The sequence below is a fragment of the Treponema zioleckii genome (assembly GCF_014737315.1).
In the GTDB taxonomy this organism is placed as follows: Bacteria; Spirochaetota; Spirochaetia; order Treponematales; family Treponemataceae; genus Treponema_D; species Treponema_D zioleckii.
In genome coordinates this window covers 13447-36275 of sequence record NZ_JPUF01000010.1, presented here as the reverse complement: position 1 = coordinate 36275, position 22829 = coordinate 13447, and the positions used below count along the sequence as shown (strand labels likewise).

General features: G+C 42.3%; 17 protein-coding genes. 6 read left to right on the top strand and 11 right to left on the bottom strand.

The window, feature by feature from the left end; all coding sequences use genetic code 11:
- Window positions 1-12 precede the first annotated feature (12 nt).
- From JI65_RS04120 to JI65_RS04095, 6 genes are read right to left on the bottom strand one after another with little or no spacing between them, the layout of a single operon-like run.
- Window positions 13-348, bottom strand: coding sequence for a hypothetical protein (locus tag JI65_RS04120; protein ID WP_191014116.1), 336 nt, complete (start codon window positions 346-348; stop codon window positions 13-15).
- Window positions 335-559: a hypothetical protein gene (locus JI65_RS04115; protein WP_191014115.1), complete on the bottom strand. Its 225-nt coding sequence runs from the start codon at window positions 557-559 to the stop codon at window positions 335-337. Before JI65_RS04115 ends, JI65_RS04120 begins: the two co-directional genes overlap by 14 nt.
- Window positions 543-1085, bottom strand: coding sequence for a type II secretion system major pseudopilin GspG (gene gspG / locus JI65_RS04110; protein ID WP_191014114.1), 543 nt, complete (start codon window positions 1083-1085; stop codon window positions 543-545). The genes JI65_RS04115 and gspG overlap by 17 nt, the downstream gene beginning before the upstream one ends.
- A complete protein-coding gene (locus tag JI65_RS04105) occupies window positions 1082-2035 on the bottom strand; it encodes a type II secretion system F family protein (RefSeq protein ID WP_191014113.1) in 954 nt (317 codons plus the stop codon). Before JI65_RS04105 ends, gspG begins: the two co-directional genes overlap by 4 nt.
- Window positions 2032-3363, bottom strand: a complete 1332-nt coding sequence (locus JI65_RS04100) for a GspE/PulE family protein (RefSeq protein WP_191014112.1) — start codon at window positions 3361-3363, stop codon at window positions 2032-2034. The genes JI65_RS04105 and JI65_RS04100 overlap by 4 nt, the downstream gene beginning before the upstream one ends.
- Window positions 3347-5377 (bottom strand): type II secretion system protein GspD, encoded by a 2031-nt coding sequence (locus JI65_RS04095; RefSeq protein ID WP_191014111.1) that lies wholly within the window; start codon window positions 5375-5377, stop codon window positions 3347-3349. The genes JI65_RS04100 and JI65_RS04095 overlap by 17 nt, the downstream gene beginning before the upstream one ends.
- Before the next feature lie 367 nt (window positions 5378-5744).
- Between JI65_RS04095 and JI65_RS04090 the strand changes: the two genes are divergently transcribed.
- Entirely contained in the window at window positions 5745-6737 is a 993-nt protein-coding gene (locus JI65_RS04090; protein ID WP_191014110.1) for a magnesium transporter CorA family protein, read from the top strand.
- A 106-nt stretch (window positions 6738-6843) separates the two neighbouring features.
- On the opposite strand, the gene fucO is transcribed toward JI65_RS04090, so the two are convergent.
- A complete protein-coding gene (gene fucO / locus JI65_RS04085; protein ID WP_191014109.1) occupies window positions 6844-7995 on the bottom strand; it encodes a lactaldehyde reductase in 1152 nt (383 codons plus the stop codon).
- 166 nt (window positions 7996-8161) lie between these two features.
- Here fucO and JI65_RS04080 point away from each other — a divergent pair, with 166 nt between their 5' ends.
- Both JI65_RS04080 and JI65_RS04075 read left to right on the top strand, forming a co-directional pair.
- Window positions 8162-10108: a hypothetical protein gene (locus JI65_RS04080; protein ID WP_191014108.1), complete on the top strand. Its 1947-nt coding sequence runs from the start codon at window positions 8162-8164 to the stop codon at window positions 10106-10108.
- 215 nt (window positions 10109-10323) lie between these two features.
- Complete coding sequence (locus tag JI65_RS04075; RefSeq protein ID WP_191014107.1) at window positions 10324-10806, top strand: single-stranded DNA-binding protein; 483 nt, start codon at window positions 10324-10326, stop codon at window positions 10804-10806.
- A 158-nt stretch (window positions 10807-10964) separates the two neighbouring features.
- On the opposite strand, the gene JI65_RS04070 is transcribed toward JI65_RS04075, so the two are convergent.
- From JI65_RS04070 to mnmA, 4 genes are all read right to left on the bottom strand, one after another.
- Window positions 10965-13304, bottom strand: coding sequence for a peptidase U32 family protein (locus tag JI65_RS04070; protein WP_191014106.1), 2340 nt, complete (start codon window positions 13302-13304; stop codon window positions 10965-10967).
- An 82-nt stretch (window positions 13305-13386) separates the two neighbouring features.
- The gene (locus JI65_RS04065; protein WP_191014105.1) at window positions 13387-14058 is read right to left on the bottom strand and encodes a class I SAM-dependent methyltransferase; all 672 of its coding nucleotides are present in this window, start codon (window positions 14056-14058) and stop codon (window positions 13387-13389) included.
- Window positions 14059-14385: 327 nt separating this feature from the next.
- Window positions 14386-15471: a lipoprotein TP_1001-related protein gene (locus JI65_RS04060; protein WP_191014104.1), complete on the bottom strand. Its 1086-nt coding sequence runs from the start codon at window positions 15469-15471 to the stop codon at window positions 14386-14388.
- 106 nt (window positions 15472-15577) lie between these two features.
- Window positions 15578-16753: a tRNA 2-thiouridine(34) synthase MnmA gene (gene mnmA, locus JI65_RS04055; RefSeq protein WP_191014103.1), complete on the bottom strand. Its 1176-nt coding sequence runs from the start codon at window positions 16751-16753 to the stop codon at window positions 15578-15580.
- A gap of 426 nt (window positions 16754-17179) precedes the next feature.
- On the opposite strand from mnmA, the gene JI65_RS04050 reads away from it, so the two are divergent.
- From JI65_RS04050 to JI65_RS04040, 3 genes are all read left to right on the top strand, one after another.
- Window positions 17180-19231 (top strand): methyl-accepting chemotaxis protein, encoded by a 2052-nt coding sequence (locus tag JI65_RS04050; protein ID WP_191014102.1) that lies wholly within the window; start codon window positions 17180-17182, stop codon window positions 19229-19231.
- A 396-nt stretch (window positions 19232-19627) separates the two neighbouring features.
- Complete coding sequence (locus JI65_RS04045) at window positions 19628-21058, top strand: M16 family metallopeptidase (RefSeq protein WP_191014101.1); 1431 nt, start codon at window positions 19628-19630, stop codon at window positions 21056-21058.
- The gene (locus JI65_RS04040) at window positions 21055-22431 is read left to right on the top strand and encodes a M16 family metallopeptidase (RefSeq protein WP_191014100.1); all 1377 of its coding nucleotides are present in this window, start codon (window positions 21055-21057) and stop codon (window positions 22429-22431) included. The genes JI65_RS04045 and JI65_RS04040 overlap by 4 nt, the downstream gene beginning before the upstream one ends.
- Window positions 22432-22829: the final 398 nt, after the last annotated feature.

Sequence of the window (22829 nt, the reverse complement as noted above, 5' to 3'; positions counted from 1 at the left end):
GTCATTTCTCCGTCATTCAGAATGAGAAACCGCCGACACTTCATGTCCGTCAAATTTGCAAACAAAAAGAACGTGATTATCTTTCCGCCCCGCAACGCAAACTTCAAAGTTTTCAAAATTCCACATCAAAGCGCACATTGACTTCCAGTCTTCAAAGTCGTCAACGCAGTTTTTTCCTTCAGAACACAATTTTTTAAAAGAATCCGCAACAAACTTATCACGCTCAAAAACGGCAGATTTTTCACTAAAATCTTCATAAATTCCCCGCATCGGTTTGTAAGCACTTCCCCAGATTCCTAAAAAAAGCGAAACACAGAACACAGAAACAACAAGTTCAATCAATCTCATTTTTCCATTCCGACTGAATCATCAAAGACTCACTTTCAAGCGCCTCGTAAAATGACGCTGATTTTTTTTCAATCAATTTTGATTTCATTTGAATTAGACACGCGACTGCCGAAAACAAAGCCGACAGTCCAAGAAGCACAGCAAGCGTCATCACAAGAATGAACGCAGAATCCTTTGCCCCCGCGTCGATTTTTTTATTCCCACGAAACAACGTCACGCTCCGCTCCCTCGCCGCCAGAAACCCCGTCCGCGCCGTATGAGACAATCGCATACGGAAGGCCTTCCGGAGCCGAAGTTCCCGCAAGGCTCAAAGCCACTCCGTCCGCCGAAAAATAAATGTAGGGATTTCCCCACGGATCAAGCGGAATTTTCTTTTCAACGTAAGGTCCGTTCCAGGTTTCGGGAAGAGGATACATCGAAGGCTTTTCCCACAACGCCGAAAGCCCCTGTTCCCCGGTCGGAAAGCGCCCGCAGTCGATGTAATAGGACTGGAGCGCCACCTTGAACATTTCGATTTGATTTTTAGCCGACGAAACTTTTGCCCGCTGAATCAGCGAATTTGTCGCAATTCCAACCTGAGAGGCAAGAAGCCCCGTAACCACAAGCACCGCAAGAGTTTCAACGAAGGTGAATCCTGCATTTTTGCCGTCGCTCACGCCCTGAGCCTTCAAACGTCGGGCATGATTAAGCGAAGCGGATTCAAATATTTTCTTTGCTCTCAAAATTATTTTTTTCATAAAACACCTCCAAAACCTGTTAAAATTGGAATCACTGTATTTTTTAGAACGATGACCAGATAAACCGAAATTACGGTCATCAAAAGCGGCTGTTCCAGCGAAAAGAAAACTTGCCGAACTTTTTCACGCCGCTTTTCAAGGCTCGCCGCCGTTTTAGAAAAAGCGCTCGCATTCCCGGAAGATTCCGCAAGAGCCAAATTTGAAGAAAGAATCATTGAATGGTATTTAAAACCCGCATTTTCGAGGCACGTGCCAAAAACATCAGAAACTTTTTCGCCATTCAAAATTCCGCCTTTTATCTCAAGAACGGCCGAACACAACGCAGATTTTTTTTCTATTAATTGAAGCGAGCAATCAATCGCCGCAACAAGAGGAATCCCATGTTCCGCCAAAAATGCGATCGACTTAAAAAACACCACGCACGCATCCGGCTCAATGATTTTTCGAAGCGCAAAAACGAACGAACACAAACAAAAAATCATAAAAACCCCGCCCAAAATCCACGCAAAAAACGCCTGAGAGGAAGTTTGCCGAGAACATAAAATTCCTTGCATGAGATTAATCGCCCCAAAGCTCACCAAAGCCGCAAGCAAAGACACCACAAGCGGATACACTGCCGCAACAACGAATTTCTCAAAACTTTCGCATTGCTCGCGAATATTGCGCAAAAGATAGCCGAGAGTTTCAGAAAGATTCCCGGAGATTTCCGCAGCCGCCACGAATGCAATGTAGGATTCTCCAAAGCTGATTTTTGTGCACGAAGAAAGTGCCGAAGAAAATTTCTCGCCAAAATCAAGTTCCGCTCGAATCTCCGCGCAAGTTTTACGAACTTTTTTAGGAATTCCGTTAATTTCTTCAATAATATGCACCGCTTTTGAAAGTTCGATTCCTGACGAAACTAGTTCGTAAAGATTTTCCGTAAAAATCAAAACACACTTTTTTTCAGTCATAAAATATTTTTCTCCGCAACCTTTAAGAAATTTTTCTCCGTAAAATCCGTCTCAAAAAAATCAAAAAAACATTTCTGGCAATCAAGAATCTTCGCATTCAAATTTTTTTCGCCAACAAAAAAATCAAGTTTCTGAAGAACGATTCCTTTTAAAACAAAATTGAGTTCCTCAAAATTCACGCCAAGATTTCGCATTCGCGCATACGCCCCAAAAAAATCAGAAGTGTGAAGAGTCGCAATCACAAGATGCCCTGTAAGAGACGCCCGAATCACCGTCAGAGCCGTTTTTTCGTCACGGATTTCGCCCACAAAAATCACGTCCGGGTCTTGCCGAAAAACCAGCCGCAAAGCATCGTCAAATCCGACCCCGATTTTTTCATCCACCCGAATTTGAGTCATTCCCGAAAGCACGTATTCGGGCGGGTCTTCAATCGTCACGATTTTCTTTTTGCCTAAAAAACTTTTTTCAATTTCGTTGAGCAAAGCCGCCGCCGTCGTGGACTTTCCCGCCCCAGTTGGCCCGCAGACCAAAATCAAGCCGTTTTCAAGCAAAGACATTTTCTTTAAAAAATCACTTTGCCGTAGCGAAAAACCGAGCTTTTCAACTTCAAGCGGAACTCGCTTCGCGTCCAAAAGCCGCAAAACCACGCTTTCCGCATTTTCGCCAACTTCGCCCCTGAACGACGAAGACACCGCAGGCAGGCACGAGACGCGAACAAAAACGCAAGTTTTTCCGCCATTTTTGTCTTCAAGCTCGCTCACAAACTGCCCGTCCTGCCCGCGGCGATTTTCCATAACATCAAGGTTCGAAAGGATTTTTACACGGCGTACAAGCTCAACGCTCCGCTCAACAGAAAGCTCGCAGATTTTTTCAAGCAAACCGTTCACACGAAAGCGCACACATTTTTCTTCTATATGAATGTCCGTTGCCTGCCGCCCAAGTGCCTCCGAAAGCAACGAATCAAAAAGCAAAGCAACCGCTTTTTTCTCGCTTTCATTCGTCCCAGAATTTTCTGCCCCAGATTTTTCCGTCCGCCGAGAAAGATTCCCGCTCTGCCCGTAATTTTTTAGAATCGCCTTGTCTAGTTCTTCTTTTGAAAGCTCCACGAATTCAATTTTTCCCGCCTCCAGATTTTCTGAATTTTCGGAAAAATAATTTTTTCGCGCGTAAGAAGCCCAAGCCTTTTCAAGCTGTTTTTTAAGCGACAAATCGCGGGAATTCCTTACGCCAAACTTTACGAATGATTTTGAATTCTCAATGACGACCACACCGTTATGAATGCTGAACGGAAGCGAAAGCTCAAATTTGTTTTCATAATGATTTTCCATTTTCTTCACCGTCCTGATTTTCTGATTTTTCAACGAACTCCCCGTACAGATTCCGCAAATGCTCAAAACTCACAGAATTGTTTTCTTTTTCGCCAAAAGATTTTTCCGAAGTCGGAACAAGATAAATCACAAGTTCGGTCTTTTCTTTTGATTTTTCGTTCGACTTGAACAAGTGTCCAAGAAGCGGAATACGAGAAAGCAGCGGGGTTCGCGAAACCGTCTCCGTGTCCTCATTCTGAACAAGCCCGCTCAAAACGACTGGCTCCCCGGATTTTGCCCGCACCTCGGTCGTAATCACTTTCTCGCTCGACGGCGGAGGATTTCCTGTGGTCGCACTCAAGTCACTTCCCTGCCGCGAAACAGACGCCGTAATCTTTGAAGTAATCATTCCGTCGCCAGTAACAACTCCAGTAATTTCAAGCTTCAATCCCGACGTAATTTCTTTGGTCACGCCCGAATAAACCGGCTTTCCGGTTTCTGGGTCCAGGTTGTTGTCGCGATAACGGTACGTATTCGTGTTCTGAAAACTGATTGTGCTTCCGCTCACACCGTTCAAAGTCGTATCCGCAAAAACCTGCGCACGTGTTTCGGTAATCGCCGCCTGCAATTCCGCCGCAAACTTCATTCCGAAGGCACCCACCACATCAAGATTCAAATCAAGAACGCTTCCGAGCTGAGTCGTAACGCCATTTCTGTCACCCATTTCGAGTCGTTCTGCCCGAAAATTCGGTGTCCAACGGCTTCCGTCGGTACTTTGGTATTGCATAATCAGAAGGTCGTATGAAATGCGGTTAACAGGCTTGTCAAATTCATCGATTCTCGAAAGAAGATATTTGTACGATTCCCCCGAGCCGCAAAAATAAAAACTGTCTCCCCTGCCGCTGTCCACAATCTGAGATTTTTCCACGAACGGCGGAAGATGCTCCAAAAATTCTTTCGTGCGGATATATTTTAGGTTCACCAAATAGCTTTCTTTCTTCGAGTCAGCTTCCAAAACAAAATTCCTAAAATCCACGGATTTTTTTTCATCGCTCAGAAACATGATTTTTTCGTCCCCAACAAAAATCACTTCGATTTCCGGGAAGCGCTTTGCGATTAACGGCTGTAAGACCGCACTTTTTGTGTAGCGCAAATTTATGCTCTGCCATTTTTTTCCTGCGCTCACAAGCTGATTCTTATTTTTTAAGGAAGAAAAATACCAGATTTTATCTTTAAAAATGCACTCTGCCCCGCCTTGAACACACAAAGTGCCCAGAGCTTCCTCAAACGAAGGTGCCGTAAAGTACGAGCGAAAGATTCGAGACTCATTGCCGAACGCAAAACAAAATTCGGAACCGTTCATCTCGCAGATTTTTTCGATTGAATACGAAAGAAGCGCATTCTGAACGTCGCACGTCCAGGAACCGTCAGCATTTTTTACAAAATCAGCTTTGCCAGTCGCACCTGCAGAACCAAGAACCTGCCCAGAAAGCCTTGAAACATGAAAGAATCCAGAAGGCTCCTTTTTAATCTCGAATCCAGCGCAAAGCCCGGTAATCCGCCTAAAGATTTCTTCTGCCGTGCAAAATCCCGTATGAATGCTAACGCTCATGCCCGGAAGCGACTCGTAAGTTACGCAAAGCCCTGTCGCAATGGCACTGCGCTCAAAAAGCTGAACAGGAAGCACATCAAAAGCGTCAAGTGAATACAAATCCTTGCCAGACTCATTTTTATGCTGAACGTGAATTTTGCTCACCGTCCAAGAGTCCGCATTCTTCTCAACATAAAGCCGCGACTGCCGCAAAAATGAATTAAAAGCCAAATCAAAGTCATTTCCCGACATCCTAAAATCACTTTTGCCCGAAACTGTGTCGTCCGCACAAACAGGAAATTCCTTGTAAATCGAAATCGCATACAAAATGTCCTTTATGTCACGATTTACGAATTCAAATTCCTTCGCAAAGATTCGCCCCGAAAAAGTTCCCAGCAAAAGAATCAATGCAAAGGCCCTATAACAAAACTTTTTGATATTCATAAAAACCTCTATACAGCAAAAAAATCCGCATTACAAACTTGCAGGTGCAAAAATCAGCTCTGTCGTTCGCTACGCCGCCTAAAAAATGATGGCTGACCGTAAGCGGTATCCGACTCCCTTCGGTCGCGAACGGTCAGAATCATTTTTTATTCGTCTTCGCTACCGCCAGAGCTGATTTTTGATTTACCTTTTAGACTGCAAACTTCTTGCTCTATATGGTTACTTCCATTTTTTGTAAATAAATTTCAAAAACAGAGGGAGAAAATTTATCTATAACAAAAGTTTATATTTTTCTAAAATCTCACAGAAAATTTTAAGGACAATTACGCTTTTTTATGATAAAATCCGGTCTGAAAATAGGTGAAAAATGATTAATTATTGGCAGCAAGACGGATTACAGTTAATTAGAAAAGCCAAAGAAGAAATTGACGCTAACGAAAAGATTTGGATTGACGCAAGAAACATCACGCAGGACGAGATTAAGCAACTTCAATTTGAGTACAATCTTGACCCTGAGCTTTTGATGGACATTATCGACCCCGACGAGCTTTCGCGAATCGAGCCGTGGGACGACTTTAACCTCGTGATTATGCGACTTCCGGTTTTTAACCCGAATTCCGACGTAAGCTACACGACAACTCCGCTCGGCGCGATTATTTTTCCAGATAAAATCATAACGGTCTGCTGGACGGACTGCGAAGTTCTCAGAGATTTGTCGGCAAACAGAATAAAAGGCTTGAAGCTTTCGGATTTTCCTGCGTTCATAATCAGGTTGCTCTCCCGCTCCGACATTTTGTTTTTGAGATACCTAAAAGAGATAAACCGAAGGACGAATTCTATTCAGAACGAATTGCACGAATCTATCGAAAATACCGAGCTTATCCAGCTTTTGAACATGGAAAAATCGCTCATGTTCTTCCAGACTTCGCTCAAAGCAAATCAGCTTCTTCTTGAAAAGATTCGGCGCACAAAGATTCTAAAACTTGATGAAGATGACCAGGAATGGCTTGACGACGTAGAAATCGATAACCGACAGGCTATGGAAATGACCGACACCTACAGCGCGATTACCGCGGGCACTATGGACGCGTTCTCGAACGTAATCTCGAACAACATGAACATCGTAATGAAAAAACTCACCGTGATTTCGCTCGTATTGATGATTATGTCGTTCATCACGAACTTCTGGGGAATGAATATCCGTCTGCCGTGGAGCACCAGCTCATCATGGACGGGATTTATCTGTCTCTCGATTCTGTGCGTAGTGAGCGCGACCGTTGCATATCTCGTAATGAACTTAAAATCGCTCAACCGCGTAAAAGACAAACCTGCAAAACGAAAGCGCGGCAGAAAACATTAGCCACGTTCGTAACCACAATTTCTTGTCACCCAGAACTTAGGGAGCGAAGGCTGGACGACGGTCACCTCGGAAAACTAACAGCGTCTTCCGAGGAACTCTTAAGCCCTTACAGTGCTTCCGTGTAAATCTTTACGATATCTTCTTTTGTTGGATCGCGCGGATTACCTGGAGTACAAGCGTCGGCCATTGCGCTCTCTGCAAGGAAGTCAATGTCCTTTTCTTTAACGCCCTCAGGCCCAATGTGACGAGGAATTCCAACCTCATCAGCAAGTTTTTGAATTGCGTCGAGAGTAGCTTTTACAGCTTCATCCTTGCTCATTCCGTCAATTCCAGGAACGTCCATCACCTTTCCGATTGCCTTGTATCGCTCGCCGGCAACAGGGGCATTGTATTTCAAAACAGGAACCAAAAGCATAGCGCACGCTTTTCCGTGAGGAATATCGTACAGAGCCGAAAGCGGATGGGCCATTGAGTGAACGATTCCAAGACCAACGTTCGAGAATCCCATTCCGGCGATGTACTGGCCAAGAGCCATTTTTTCGCGGGCAAGGGCATCACCCTTTACAGAACGAGGGAGCCAGTGGCTTATAATTTCGATTGCCTTTAAGTGCATCATGTCTGTCATTTCCCACGCGCCTTTCGTAATGTAGCCTTCGATTGCATGAACGAGGGCGTCCATACCGGTAGAAGCGGCAAGTCCGGCAGGCATTGAGGCAACCATGTCAGGGTCAACCACTGCAACGACAGGAATATCGTGAGGGTCAACACAAACGAATTTTCGGTTTTTCTCAACATCGGTAATAACGTAGTTAATCGTAACTTCAGCCGCAGTTCCCGAAGTTGTTGAGACAGCAATAATCGGAAGACAAGGATTTTTTGTTGGAGCAACGCCCTCAAGCGAGCGAACGTCCGCAAACTCAGGATTCGTAACGATAATTCCGATTGCCTTTGAAGTGTCGATTGCAGAGCCACCGCCAACAGCAACGATAACATCCGCACCGGCCTTCTTGCAGGCCTCAACACCATCTTTTACATTTTCTATAGTAGGATTTGGTTTTATTCGGTCATAGATTTCATATTTTATTCCGGCAGCATCCAGCAAATCTGCAATTTTCGTTGCAACCTTAAACTTAATGAGACTTTCGTCCGTAACAAGAAGAACTTTTTTGCATCCGCGATTTTTTACCTCGTTTGCAATCTCGTTAATCGCTCCTTTACCAAAGTAAGAAGTCTGATTCAGCATGATTCTGTTAGCCATTATTTACCTCCTAGTATTTAGCAGCTGAAATCAGTATATGACTGAAAATTCAAAAGCGCAAATTTTTGAAGATTTCTTAAAAATATAACAGAAAATTTAAAGATTTTTTTAATAACTAGTTTCCAAAAAATTGCTTATTCCAAATAGTTTCGTTACAATAAAAATTATGGCTACGACAACAAACATTCTTTCATTGCTAAAATTCTTTGCATCAAAACAAAAAAGTGCAATTATTGATTATTACGAGTTCTCTGAATATATAAGAAAATATGCAGAGCATCATATTGAAGAAGTTCCTCAGCTGGAGATGTACTTGCGAGACCTTTCAGGCTCTCTTGAAAACGAATTTGACAAGCTTATCCTGTCAAAACAAATCGTAATTTTTGATTCAGGAGCTACAAAGCAGTCAATCATCGTAATTCCTTTTTATATCGAAAAAGTTGCGGAACGCTACACAGAAATTGCAGGCAGCCCGGTTCTTCCGTTTCCGTCTGAGACAGACCTTCCTAAAAAAACCCCGCGCGAAGTCGTAACGAGAGAAAGTGCGTCAGACTTGATTGGAAAATTCCTTGACCATCAGAACTTGAATGACAGCACTCTTTACGGACTGGTACTTCCTCATGAAGCTCCGGCAATTCTCTTTCCGTCATCAATTTCAATAAAAATACTCATTGAAGATTCTCTAGCAAAACTTCAGTACATGCTGAGAAAAGATGAATATCACGATTATTTCATCAAAAAAATAAGTATTTCAAACCCTGGCAAGGAGATGACTTCCAAGAATTTCTTGAATGCGTTCATCGACCGACAGGATGCGACAATCGACATTCTTAGCGAATCCACGGACAATTTTTATCTCTGGCACCAACTTTGCTATTTTATCAAACAGGATTTTGAAAAAGTAAAGGATTTTACCCAGGAAGACACGGCACTTTTGCAGGCAGTTTACGTCCTTGAAATCGCCTCGAACTATTTTAAGAACAAAGCTGTCGTAAATACAAAAAAACAGAACGCGTTGAAGTGCCTCGAACAGCTTCTCGACAAGCCTCCGTATTATTTTACTTACGAAACAATCGCAAGTTTTACAGACACGAACGGAATTCCACTTTTGGGACAGTTCAGCGAGGATGAACTAAAAGATTTCTTGCACGAAAAAACTCAGGGCGGAGATTCTCACGAACTTCCAGAACTTTTGGTTTTCAAAGTCGCAGACAACGAAAAACGCTATTTTATCTTAAAATCAAAAGTCTTACAGTTGATTTTGCGTCTTTGCACTGACGCAAGAACATCAGTCCGGGAAGCAATAAAACAAAAGTGGCAGACAGCCATGAAGAATTTCGAAGTTCTTCCAGAAATGCACGAGCAGGCGGCTTTTGAGGCTTGCCTTGAAAACGAGATTGAAATTCAGTCTCCGATTCTCCACGCGCTCCTTACGGCATCATTCCTTCCGTTGCTCAGTTACGAAAAAAACAGCGAAGAACGCATCACGCTTTTTGCAGGCGGCTCGTTAATGCCGTACAGCGAACTTTTGCTTATGAGCAGACAAGATTTGTACAACGACACAAAAATCTTGCTTCCATTCTGGTATACGCTACCGGTTTTCTCTTGGATTGCAAAACTTATTTTGCGGCCGCCAAAATCAAAGCGCCGAAAAGCAGAAAAAACAAGTGCTGAGATTTACCATGAAAACGAATCAAAGAAGAGTGATGAAGATGCAGAAATGGCAATGATTGCAGGAAAGCATTCAAGCGTTTCTAAAAAAGTAGCTCTTAGAGAAGCCGCACGCGAAGCCGAAAGTTCATTCGTCCCTGCATCGTCAACTCTCGACCGCGAGCTTGACTCATATCTTCATATGTGGAACAAGTTGATTGGAAAAACCCAGAGCGACAACCTTACGGAAGACGTGAACTGCCTTATCCGCGACTACATAAGAACGGTTTTGCGAACAATGAAGCCTTCTGGTTTTACACCTGACCGTGTAAATGCAATTGCAGCAACACTTTGCAAAGCACCTGCAATGCAAAAAATCGGTGAGCATGACGCACTTCTAATGTACACAAAACTTTACATCGTAAAGCTGGTTAAAAACATTCCTACGCTGAACATAAAATAAGCATGAATCCCAAAAAGTGAACTTAATCGCGTTTTGGGTATTTTTTTTGCATTTTTCGACATAAAATATAACTTCTCGTTATTATTTTATTTTTTTTTATCTTTTTTTTGAAATTCCATCCTCAAAAACGGAAGTAACTATTATGTAAGCAAAAAACGCTTACAAAAGGAATCCTCTAAATCAAAAAAACTCGGCCGAGTACAATGGAGTTTTAAATGGCATGTTTGAATCAAGTAATTATTGAAGGTCGCCTCACCCGTGACAGCGAAGGAAAGGAAAGACCTTGGGGCACAAAATACGCAGTAATGTCCGTAGCCATTAACGAATATTACAAAGACCGCAACGGAAATTTCGCTTCCGAAGTAGGATATTACGACGTTTATGCGAACGGTCCGAACTTTTGCGAGCGCGTAATAAAAAATGGTGTAAAAGGACGAGGCGTAAGAATCGTAGGAAAGTTAAAGCAAGACCGATGGAAGACCAACGGAAAAAATTTTAGCAAAACCTACATCGTTGCGGAACACGTTGACTTTAAGGCAGAAAACAAAAAGGCTGACGAACAAAACCAAAACGCACCTCTCTCCCAGGAAGCCAAAGAAATGGAAAACCTTGCAACAGCAGCTGCAGGAATACGAAACGAAATTGAGCAAGATTACGACCAATTTGAAATTCCAGAAGAAGAGGAGGCTGTATTCTAAACAGACACAAGATTTCGTCTGAAGTTTATTGACACAGATTAACACAGATGAACAGTGATAAGACACAGATAGAATAGAAAATCCGTGTCCTATCTGTGTGTATCTGTGGCTATCTGTGTCAGAGAATTACAGATTCCGTTATTCGATGTAATAGAATCTTAGCGTTTTTTTGATGAACGCGGAGAGCGTCCTCTTCCTCCAGTCGCGTTTCCGCGTTTATTTCCGCCACGGCCGTATCCACCTGAATTATAAGAACCACGGTTCTTTCCATAACCGCCGTAACGCTCCTGAGATTTTCGTTCAGAAGCTCGCTCGTTCATGGCTTTGTACTCTTCAATCCGCTCAGGATTATAAAAACCGTCGCGCCAATTAAATCTTGACGTTTCAGGAACAGGCTGTTTTTTCAACATTGAAGTCGTAATGCCCTTCATTTCTTGGCGAGTCAACTTTGTCTTTGAAAAATCAATAAGGATTCTGTTAAATCCATCCGTATTCAGCATACTTACTTTGTCCGCAACCGAGAACGGATTCTCTGGCATTACAACCGTACCATCGGAAGTTGTAGAAATCTTAAAAATCATTTCTTCCTTATCCTTAAAGTACATAAAATCATAGCTTTCCGGCAATTTAAAACGCATTCGGAACAATGCCGGATATGCGTAAACCGTAATCATAACGCGGTCTCGCACGTTCATTTCGTAAGTTGCCTTTATATTGTCCCATGAATTTTCCAGAGGTGTGATAAACGCACCGATGTTTTGGTTTTCGAGCCAAGAAACTGCCCAACGGTTGAAAGTGTAGAGATATGGTCCCGCAATAACGTTCGCACCTTTTCCACGGAGCATTGCAATGTGAGCAACATTGTTTACCACAAAAGTCTTGAATCCATCAGCAACAAGCTGGTCAAGAGTCTGAGAAAGCTCATCTTCTTTTGAAGCCGGGCAATATGGGTCAAGCGAAATTACAATCTGCTTTTTTGAGAACGGCAAAGTCGTCTTGTGGTTCATCAAATCTTCGCGAACTTCGTTTGTAAGTTCCAGAACCACGCGAACCGGATGGAACGGCAAAGCCGCAAAAACATCTTCCACGGTAGAAACCTGAATATAAACGCCCGCAGGAAAATAAGAAAGTTCGTTCTTCTGAATCGGGGTAAGGTCAAGAACAGGAAGCACCTCCGCGCCCGGTTGCTGACGATACTTTCCAATGTCGCGAGGAAGCACGCGAGGATAGCGTTTAGACATAGCCTTTGTCTGGAGAAGATAAACCTCGTCGCCGTGCTTGAATCCGCGAGGAATGTCAATCCAGCGACGACCGTCATCATCAATGTAAACACCGCGAACTTTGTGGCTCACACGACCAGTATCATCGTTTTTGTGCAATCGAATTGAATCGCCAGGATCAGGCTCATAACTTCCGCCCTCAACACGAGCCATTACAACCTGCGGAACATCAGGCTCGGCATCAATACCTTCTTGCAAAACAGCAGATTCTCGGACCTTACTTTTTATTTCATCATTCGGAGCTTCAACCGCAATAATCTTTCCAAGATAGATTCCAGTTCCGCCCGCCTGATTCGGGTTCAGAATCAAACTGCCGGCTTTTTCAACGCCCTCATCGTTCGTCTTAAAGTTGTACCAATAATTTGTTTTTGAGCGCGCAAAATCTGTCGAAAGCATACGCTTTGCAGTTGCAAGCGCGCCTTTTCGGTCTTCCTGATAGTGATCCATAAGGTATCGGTAAGCGGCAACGACAGAGCCAACGTACTCCGCACTCTTCATGCGGCCTTCGATTTTGAATGAGTCAATTCCAATATCCATAAGATCCGGAATATGCTCAATGAGCTGCAAGTCGCACGGAGAAAAATAATATCCCTGAGTCTCGCCACGGCTTTCGCTATCAGCCGTATAAAAACGTCGGCAAGCCTGCGTACACATTCCGCGGTTCGCAGATTTTCCGCCAAGAAAACTTGAAAAAAGACAAAGACCGCTCTCGCTTACGCAAAGTGCGCCGTGAACGAACATCTCAAGCTCAGCGTTCGTGCTCTGCTTGATTTTTTTAACTTCCTCAAGGCCAAGCTCACGTGCAACAACGACTCGCTTCAGTCCCTCTCGGCTCAAAAGGTTCACTCCAGCCGCACTCTCAACGTTCATCTGAGTTGAACCGTGAAGTTCAAGGTTCGGAAAGAATTCCTGACACATTCGAACAACGCCAAAATCCTGTACGATAAGACCGTCCGGACCAATTTTGTTCAAATAGGAAAGGAATCTGTAAAGTCTCTCAAGTTCCCTCTCTTCACTTACGGTATTTACAGTAACATAAATTTTCTTGTTCTGACGATGAAGACTCTCAACGGTAGCCTCAAACTGATTCCATGCAAAATTTGATGAGCGTAAACGAGCGTTAAAACTTTTCAATCCAAGATAAACTGCATCCGCACCTTCGCCGATTGCAGCGTCCAAAGCTTCAATATTTCCTGCCGGTGCTAAAAGTTCTGACATAAATTATCCTCATAAAAAAAATATCTCATGCCGATAATATCAGAATTATTAAGATTCGTCAGTAAATCAGGAAAGGAATCTTCTATTTTATTGCAATTATGACCGCAAATTTCTCGTAAGAATAAATGCAATCAACTTCCTTAAAGCCTGCATTTTCCAGCATTTCAATCATCTGATGAACGGAACACTCATTTTTTAGATTTCTGTTTCCGTTCCAGCGAAAAGCGTCCTGAGCCGAAAGCCCACGGAATGAAATCTGCTTTTCCCAATATTTGTCGGCCATTACAGAAACTTTTTCTGATTTTGAAGTGAACTGGTCATAATCAACAAAAATTCCGCCTTCCGGGAGTTTTTCAAAAATCTTCTTAAAAAGAATTGGCTTGCGCTCGTTATCGATATTATTTACGCAAAGCGATGAAATTACAGCATCAAAAAGTTCCGCAGGAAAGTCCTTTGTGTAATCCATCGTGCGATAGCTTACGTTGTTGAATTCAAAAAAACGCTTTCGGGCAGTTTTTAACGCATCTTCGGAACGGTCAAGAAGCACGAACTCTGAATTAGGGAATTCCTGAAACCAAAACCGCGAAAGAAGCCCGGACCCCGCTCCTAAATCAAGAATTGACCCAGGCTGACTGATATTGGAAGTTATCATTTTAGTGATAGTTCCATAAAAATCATCATAGCACGGAATAAATTTTTTGCTTGTGACGTCGTATTCGTCTGGCACAAATTTGAATAACTTTTGAATTTTCATACTTTTTACGAATACATTTTACTATGAGAAACGGCAAAGTCAACCCATTCTTAAAATAGACTATGGACACTTCGAAAAACTTCAGTTTTTCGAGGTGCCCCTATGCTAAAAAAGCAAAGTCACCAAGTCAAGAACGGGAATGACAGCCAATGAAAATAAGTTTTTAACGCAGATGAATGCAGAAACACGCAGATAGGACGCAGATACCGTAAAAGAGAACATATTTTTAATAATTATCTCCGCCCCACCTGCGAATGTCCGTGTTTATCTGCGTTAGAAATCTAAAAACAGATTTTCATTCGACAGCACAGTTTTTAGAATGTCACCTTATTTCTTAACGTAAGGCTCACTGCTATTTTTCATTCCAGGAGTAACTGTTTTTACGACCAGCCAATCAGACGGACCTGCAGGAATAACATCAGGGATTTCTTTCATTTTAGAAAGTTCCGCAATATTCTGTCTTGAAAGTGAGCGACTAGTTGCGGCGTTCGTAATGTTGTCTGCAAAACCATTTTCAGAAGGCTCTACGCCACCAGTCCAAACGCCAGACTCAACGGCAGCCTTAGCAATTGCTTTCTGAACATTACTTTTCCACGGCTCGTTATTACCGCTCTGAGAATACAAAATCGCATCAAGAAGAGTTCCGTCTGAGTCTTTCATCAGGGCAAGAACATCCTTTGAAGCCACATAACGCTCACTCGTAGACTTCCACAAATCACGTGATGAAGACGAATCAGTAGCTGACGAACGCGAAAGCTCACTTCCCGTCTCATTAATGCACTTATCTTTTTCAGTATCTTTTGTGCGCATGTGAACCGTTATGTACTCACCTTTAGACACTTCAACAGAAGGGAAATGATATCTCTTTTTTTCGCCATAAAGTCCACTCACAATCGAAAGCCCCGAAACATTTCCGTCCGAAAGAGCATAAACTTCCACAAATTCAACTTTATTTCCAGATGAGCCAGGCCGAATTTCGCTCAAAACCAAACGAGCAGGATTTGCGTTAAAACCAACAAACGGCTTAGTAAATTCCAATGTATTTCCGCGAGAATCTTTTATAATGCCCGAAAGAACATATTTTGAGCCGACGAGAGTCGGTTGGGCAAACAAAATCGCCGCAGACGCACCAGATTCATCATAAGAAACAGAAACCTCCCCGGCAGGCTCTTTGCTTCCAAACTTAGAAAGGGCAAGACTTTCAAATTCAATTTTTTTGGAGCAGACGATTTTTACCCGCTCAGCACTTTCTACACGAAAAGAAACAATTGCAGGAGCTTCAACGTCGGCATCGTCAATCGTAATTCCGTCTTCGGTCATTTTGCACGAAACAGGAAGAAAACTGGCCAGCACGAACGAAGAAATTCCTGCAACAATACTCCAAAATCGGAAAATTCCACTTACTTTTTTCATAAAATAACCTCCAGATTTGCATCTATATTGGTTACTTCCGTTTTTTGTCCAAAAATTTCCAAAAATCAGCAGAATTTCCGATTTTTCTTTTGTTTATAACAAAAGTTTATTTTTCTTGAAGACTCTTATTTATAACTCCGCCGCCAGAAATCACGCCGTCTATGTAGATTACGGCACTCTGTCCAGGTGCCACGGCCCTCTGAGATTCCGCAAAAGTAAACTTGTACGCATCTCCGTTGAACGACTCACCTTCAAGCGGAGTGTAAGGCTCTATCGTGCATTTTACGGGTCTTGAAGCCAAACGGATTTTTACCATTCCCTCAAATTTTTCTTTTGGAGCAACGCCGGCAGGCCAAACAAAATCATCAGCAATAAGACCGCTGCAAAGCAAATCGTCGTTGTCGGCAAGAACCACAAGATTCTTCTTTGCGTCAATCGAATGAACGTAAAGCGGCCTGGTAGAACTGATTCCAAGTCCTTTTCTCTGCCCGATAGTATAATGCTCAATTCCCTTGTGATGACCGAGAACATGACCGTCCAAATCGATTATGTCGCCAGGAACACCAGGTTTGTCCTTAAAAAGTTCATTGAAGAATTCAGGCGGAATAAAATCCTGGCTTTCCTTTCGCTCAGCCGCAGCAAGTCCACGTTCCTTTGCCATTTCAAAAACCTTTTTCTTTTCGGTGAATCCGAGGGGAAAGCGAACTTTTTCAAGAGTTTTGCTAGGAATTCTGTACAAGAAATAAGCCTGGTCTTTTGTAATATCAGTCGCGCAAGCAATCATCGCAGGTTTTTCGTCAGTTCCCCAAAGTCCTGTCTCTGGATGAACGATTTTTGCGTAATGGCCAGTGCAGAACCAGTCAAAATGAATTCCCATGTTCTCAACGCCTTTTAAAAGCGCGCCGAATTTTATGAGCGAATTGCAGCGAATGCAAGGATTCGGCGTCCTTCCGGCACGGTATTCAGCCTTAAAATATTCAAGGACCTGATTGTGATACTCATCTTTTACGTCAATCACATGATATTCGATTCCATGCTCTTTGCAGAATTTCTCGCACTGCTCAATATCCTCGTTCTCGTCAGGTCCGTAACACGAACTGTGAAGCTTTTGTCCGTTCGGAAGCGGAGGCAAATCGCCTTTCCAAAGAGCCATCGTAACGCCAATCACATTGCAGCCCTTCTCTTTTAGGAGAGTCGCAACCAAAGTTGAGTCAACGCCACCGCTCATTCCTACAACAACAGTGTCGCCCGCCTTAGGCATTTCAACATCAATAAAATTCATAATTTTTTCAACTCCTGTCTACAAACTTTTCTCATGGCAACCACATTCCCGAAAAAGCTGACCAAAAATCGTATGGGCAGTAGCGTAGGCGGGGCAGAAAAATAATTTCGACCGTTCGCGACCGTAGGGAGTCGGATACCCATTACGGTCGTCATCTATTTTTATAGAAACGCCGAAGCGAATCGCCATACGATTTTTTGACACAACAAGTTCACAATAATGTGCTTGACATGAAGATTTTCGAAGTTAGGTAAAATCTAACCGAAAAAAATAATAGAAATACTAACAAAACGGTGCGATAATTAACATAGGTTTGTTCTGAAAATTGAAAAAATGTCACTTTTAAGACAATCTTATAGAAAAAACAGAATTTTAACTATTTTCAAAATACACAAATAAAAAATTTTAAAACACGGAGCCATAAATATGAAAAAAAGAAAATCCATTTCAAAATTAATCTGTCTTTTAATCGCTATTGCCCTACTCGTCTACTCTGCAGTTCTAATTTTGATTGTAAACAAAGAACTGACCGGTCAGCTTTCGGGCTATTTTACGGATGAAATTGAATCCCAGCTTTCTATAGCACAAGAAGAAATCGATTACTCATGCGAAGTCCTTACAAAAGACGTTCGGCTCATGGCTGATTTTTATGCTGAAATCCACAATGAAAACGAAGGATGGAATCAGCAGGTTCTGCAAGTGCTAGCTCTTCGGGCAACCTATTATTACGGCACGAGGGCTTCTGTATTTTATGACATCAACGGAAATCAGGTCTCAGACTCACGCTACGGAACATTCGACAAAAAAGAAATCGTAGATGAAGTTCTCAAAGGAAACGTAAAAAGTGATTTTTTTAAGCTCGGACAAGATGTAGTTACATACGTCGGAGTGCCGCTCAAAAACAAAAACGGAATTTTCGGCGCGCTAATAGCAGTAAAAACCGTAACGAACGCTGAGCTTCTAGATACAATTCATTCATACACGGCCTGCGAAGCCACAATTTTTGACGGTGAATACAGAATCTACACGACGCTCAAAGGCATGATTGGAACAAAAATCGAAGACAACAGCCCGATTCTCGCGGCAAAAAACGGTGAAATCACTTCAAAAGTCACAACAATCAACAACATAAAATACATCGGAGTTTACTTTCCGATACAAGACAACGAAGACAACTTCCTGACCACAATCTTCATGGCAAAAAAAGTCGAGCTTATAAATATGGTAAAAGAACACATATTTTCAAGAGTATTTATAAGCGTTGTGGCTGGAACGTCCATAATCCTAATTCTTCTTCTATTATTTATCATACGATATATGATAAAACCAATGAACAACGTTTCCAAAGCCATCGACGACCTTTCGTCCGGCACGGCAGACCTTACGTTCAGAATTCCGGTGCAAGGCAACAATGAATATTCTCACCTTGCCTGGGGCGTAAACAAGTTTATAGAACTTTTGAACGGAATTATTATTCAGCTCAAAGAAAATCACAAAAATCTTGATGAAGCCGCATTCAATCTCGGCTCAAACGCGCATCAGTCGGCAAGCGCCACGGCAGAAATTCTTGCAAACATTGAATCGGTGCGAAAACAGTCAGAAAACCAGTCGAACGCGGTTCAGAACACATCTTCCGTATTGGATATTTCTTCCGAGAACGTCGGAGAATTGTTCTCGCTCATCGAAAATCAGACGTCGGGAATCAACGAAAGTTCGGCCGCTATAGAAGAAATGCTCGGAAACATTTCGAGCGTAACCACTTCCGTAAAAAAAATGTCAGGCAGTTTCTCTGAATTGGGAGCCACCGTAAACGACGGAAGGGGAAAACTCGGAAACGTAAGCGAAAAAGTAAACCAGATTGCGGAACAGTCAAAGACGCTCATGGACGCGAACAAAGTTATTTCTCAAATTGCATCAGAAACAAACCTTCTCGCGATGAACGCCGCAATTGAAGCTGCACACGCAGGAAGTGCCGGCAGAGGATTCAGCGTAGTTGCCGAGGAAATCAGAAAACTTGCGGAAAATTCTGGAGTGCAGTCAAAAAATATTTCAGCCGAGCTTTCTGGAATCACAAGTTCGATTCAAGATGTCGTTTCGCTCTCACAGTCATCTCAGACGGCTTTCGGTGCAATTGTAGAGCAGCTCAGCACTACGGACAGAATTATCCACGAAATCACGAATGCAATGGAAGAGCAGCAAACGGCTTCGGAGCAGGTTTTTAAATCTCTCGGCAGCATAAAAAAACAGTCGGCTGGCGTTCAAGACAAAGCCCGCGGAATGCAGGACGGAATCAAAAATGTTATCAACGACATGAATACTGTAACGCAGATTTCTTCAACGATTCTCGGAAGCATGGACGAAATGACGGCCGGTGCCCAAGAAATCAGGAATGCGACTCAAAATGTTGCCGACCTCGCAAAAGAAACAAAAGGCAACATTGATGTTATGAGCGAAAAACTGAATCAGTTTAAGGTTTAAGTTTCAAAGCTACCTCTAAAAACTGAATTTTTTTTAGAGGTTCCCTTAATTCTACAAAACAAAAAAAGAGCCTGTCGCACAACGTACGGCAGGCTCCCAAAAGGAGAGGAGGATGCAGAAAATGATGAAAAATTTGTCATCGTGAAAACTGCAATGATTGTTATGAAAAATACAAAGCAACACTTTGTGTTTCTTGCTCTTGCAATCACTAATACAAACCGCACTTCTCCGTAAGGGTTACATCAAAAAATCTAAAAAAAATATTTTGAGCCATTCGGAACTTTGAAAATTTTTCCGCAATCTATAACTTTTAAAGTTTAATTGTGTTAAAATTCTATCATGCAAAAAATCAAAAAAATTTTATTATTATTTTTAGTCATTTCAAGTATTTCATTTTTGTTTGCAGAAAAAACAAGTTTTGAACGAGTTTACCGCTACAAACTTGAAAACGGACTTGAACTTTTTGTGGCAGAAAATAACTCTGCCCCACTCGCATACGTTGAAATCGCAATCCGCGGCGGAGCCGTAACGCAAACTCCAGAAAGTGCAGGACTTTTCCATCTTTACGAGCACATGATGTTCAAAGGCAACGCAAAATACGCAAACGAACGCGAATGCACAGAAGCAATGAACAAACTCGGCGTTTCGGATTGGAACGGAACTACGGGGCTGGACCGCGTAAATTATTTCTTTACGATTCCCGCAGAATCCGTTTACGACGGACTGGAATTCTGGTCTTATGCAGTGCGAACTCCAAAAATGGACGAAACCGAGCTTAAAAACGAAAAAGGCGTAGTTCTTGCAGAAATCATGGGCTACTACACACAGCCAGGAAGAATTCTCTTTGCGGGACTTTCAAAACATCTATTCCCGGATTATCCGTGGCAACTCGATTCAAGCGGAATTCCAGAAGTCGTAAAAAATGCTACTGTAGAACAGCTGAAAGAAATCCAAAATACGTATTACGTTCCAGAAAACGCGGCGATTTTTGTTGGCGGAGACGTAAATCACGAACAAATCTTAAAATACGTAAAAAAAATTTATGGCGATTGGAAAAATCCAAAAACGGACGTGCCAAAAATAAAGGTGCCGACCAAAAACCCAACAAACAACGTAAAAAAGATAGTTTACGCAAATCCGAACACATCTCCGCACTACATAAACGTAAATTATATTCTTCGTGGACCAGATGGCGAAACCGACCAGCAAGACACATACGGCGCAGACGTTTGGAGCACGCTTCTGAACGATCCGAGCGGATTTTTTGCAAACTCGCTCACGGAAGAGAAATCGCTTATGATTCAAGACTCCGACTACACAGGCGGATATTATTCAACGCAGCGGGCAAGCGGACAAATCGGCTTTTATGCGGCAATGCTTCCAAACCAAGCTTTAACGCCGGTCAAGCAAGCAAATGAATTTTTGAAGACACTCCGCCAAAAAACAATTCCTAGAATGTTGCAGGCGGACTCTTTTACGGAAGACGAAATAAAAATGACGGTGCGCAGAATGGAAGACGCACAAATTTATCAGACAGAAACAGCGGAAGGAATTCTTGCCTCCCTCTCTGGAATTTGGGCTTCTTGCGGGGCAGACTATTTTTTTGACTACACGAAAAATATTTCAAAAGTCACTCAAAAAGACATTCAGGATTTTATTTCAAAATACATTCTGAATGATTCGGCTATCCTTCTTGTCTCATTGAATCCTGCAAATTTTGAAAAATACAAAGCAGAATTTGAAAAAGACGGATACGAAATCTTGACCCAAGAAAATGCCTACTGGTGGGGAAATCAAAAGAACGCTTTGACAGGAGAAAATAAATGAAAATCTCAAAAATTATTTTGGCTGCTTTTTCTGCATTTTTAGTTTCCGCGCTTTCAATTTCGTGCGCATCGTCGCCAAAATCAGAACCGTATTACGACAACAACATCAACGATTTTTCATACGCAAAACTTTCGAACGGAATCAACGTTGTTTTCAAAAAAAATGTGGGAAGCAAAATTGCAGTTGCAAGAATGTTGATTGAAGGCGGAGTTCCATTTATTTCGCCAGAAAAAAGCGGTCTTGAAGACATCACTTTACAGCTCATGCTTCACGGAAGCAAAAATTATCCATACGCCGATTTGCAAAAACTTTCATACGACAAGAGTTTTTCAATCGGGGCTTCAAGCGGAAAAGATTTTTCTGCGGTGGCATTAGTTTGCATCAAACGCGATATTGAAGAGACTCTCGGAATTTTTGCGGACAATATCTTAAATCCACTTTTCCTTGAAAAAGATTTTGAACAGCAAATGACCGACGAAAAAGCAAGCGTGCACAGAACACTCGCTTCGCCGGAAAGCCTTTTGAGCCTTTCAATTGCAAAGAACGTATACAAAAATCATCAGTACGCTTCGTTCACGAGCGCAACGGAAGAATCGCTCAAAAATATCAAGCTCGACGACGTAAAAAATCTTCACAAAGAACTTTTGAATTCAAAGCGAATAAGTTTCGTTATTGTAGGAAATTTTTCTTCTGACGAACAGTCAAAAATCACTTCGATTTTGGACAAATATTTTGGCTCTCTCCAAGAAAAACCTTACGCCCGCCCAGAAATTTCAGATTTGACGTGCAACGGTGAAAATGTTTATATTTCAAACGAGCAAGCCGGCGAAATCGGCTACATTGCGGGAATTTTTAAATGCCCAGAGCGCACGAGCGAAGAATATGTTCCTTTTGCAATCACAGAAATGTATCTTGACGATATTTTATTTGCCGAAGTTAGAGAAAAACACAGCGCGCTTTATTCGGTCGGCTGCGGAATTATAGGCGGAAGAAAGTTGCTCGGAGCCATTTCGCTTTACAAAGTGACTGAAAAAGAAAATATCAAAAAGATTGTATACGATGCATTAAACTCGTTTCCAAAAACGGAAGCAGAAATTGAAGAAAAACTCGACAATTACAAAAACAAGTACATTACGAGTTTGTTCAGTTCGTCACAAAACTCGTCTGGAATTGCAAGCAACATTAGCTCAAGTTTGATTTACAGGGATTCAGCAACGCAGTATTTGCATCGCTCTGCAGAGGTTCAGGCCGTAACGGCAAAGCAGATTTTGGCTGTTTACAAAAAATATTTTTCGCAGGAAGGCGAAAATCCGAATCACATAAGATGGATTATTCTGAGCGGAAAAGATTCGGTAAATCAGTTTAAATTTTAAAATTGCAAAGAGACCCCGAATCAAGTTCGGGGTGACAGCAAGTAAAAAACTTGCGGGGCGGCAAAATTCACTCAAATTCTAAAAGCAAACTCCGCCGCTTCAGAAAAGATTTAAAGTGAAGCGCAAGTTTTCTATGAAAACTTGCGGGGAACGACAATATCAACTTAAATTCTAAAAGTCAACTCGGCCGCTTCATAAACGACTCAAAGGGAAGCACCAGTTTTCCTTGAAAACTGGTGGGGTGCGATAAAACAAAACTCAAATTCTAAAAGCAAACTCGGCCGCCTCAAATACGACTCAAAGTGAAGCGCAAGTTTTCTATGAAAACTTGCGGGGAACGACAATATCAACTTAAATTCTAAAGGTGAACTTTGTCGTTTCAGAAAAGATTCGGAGTG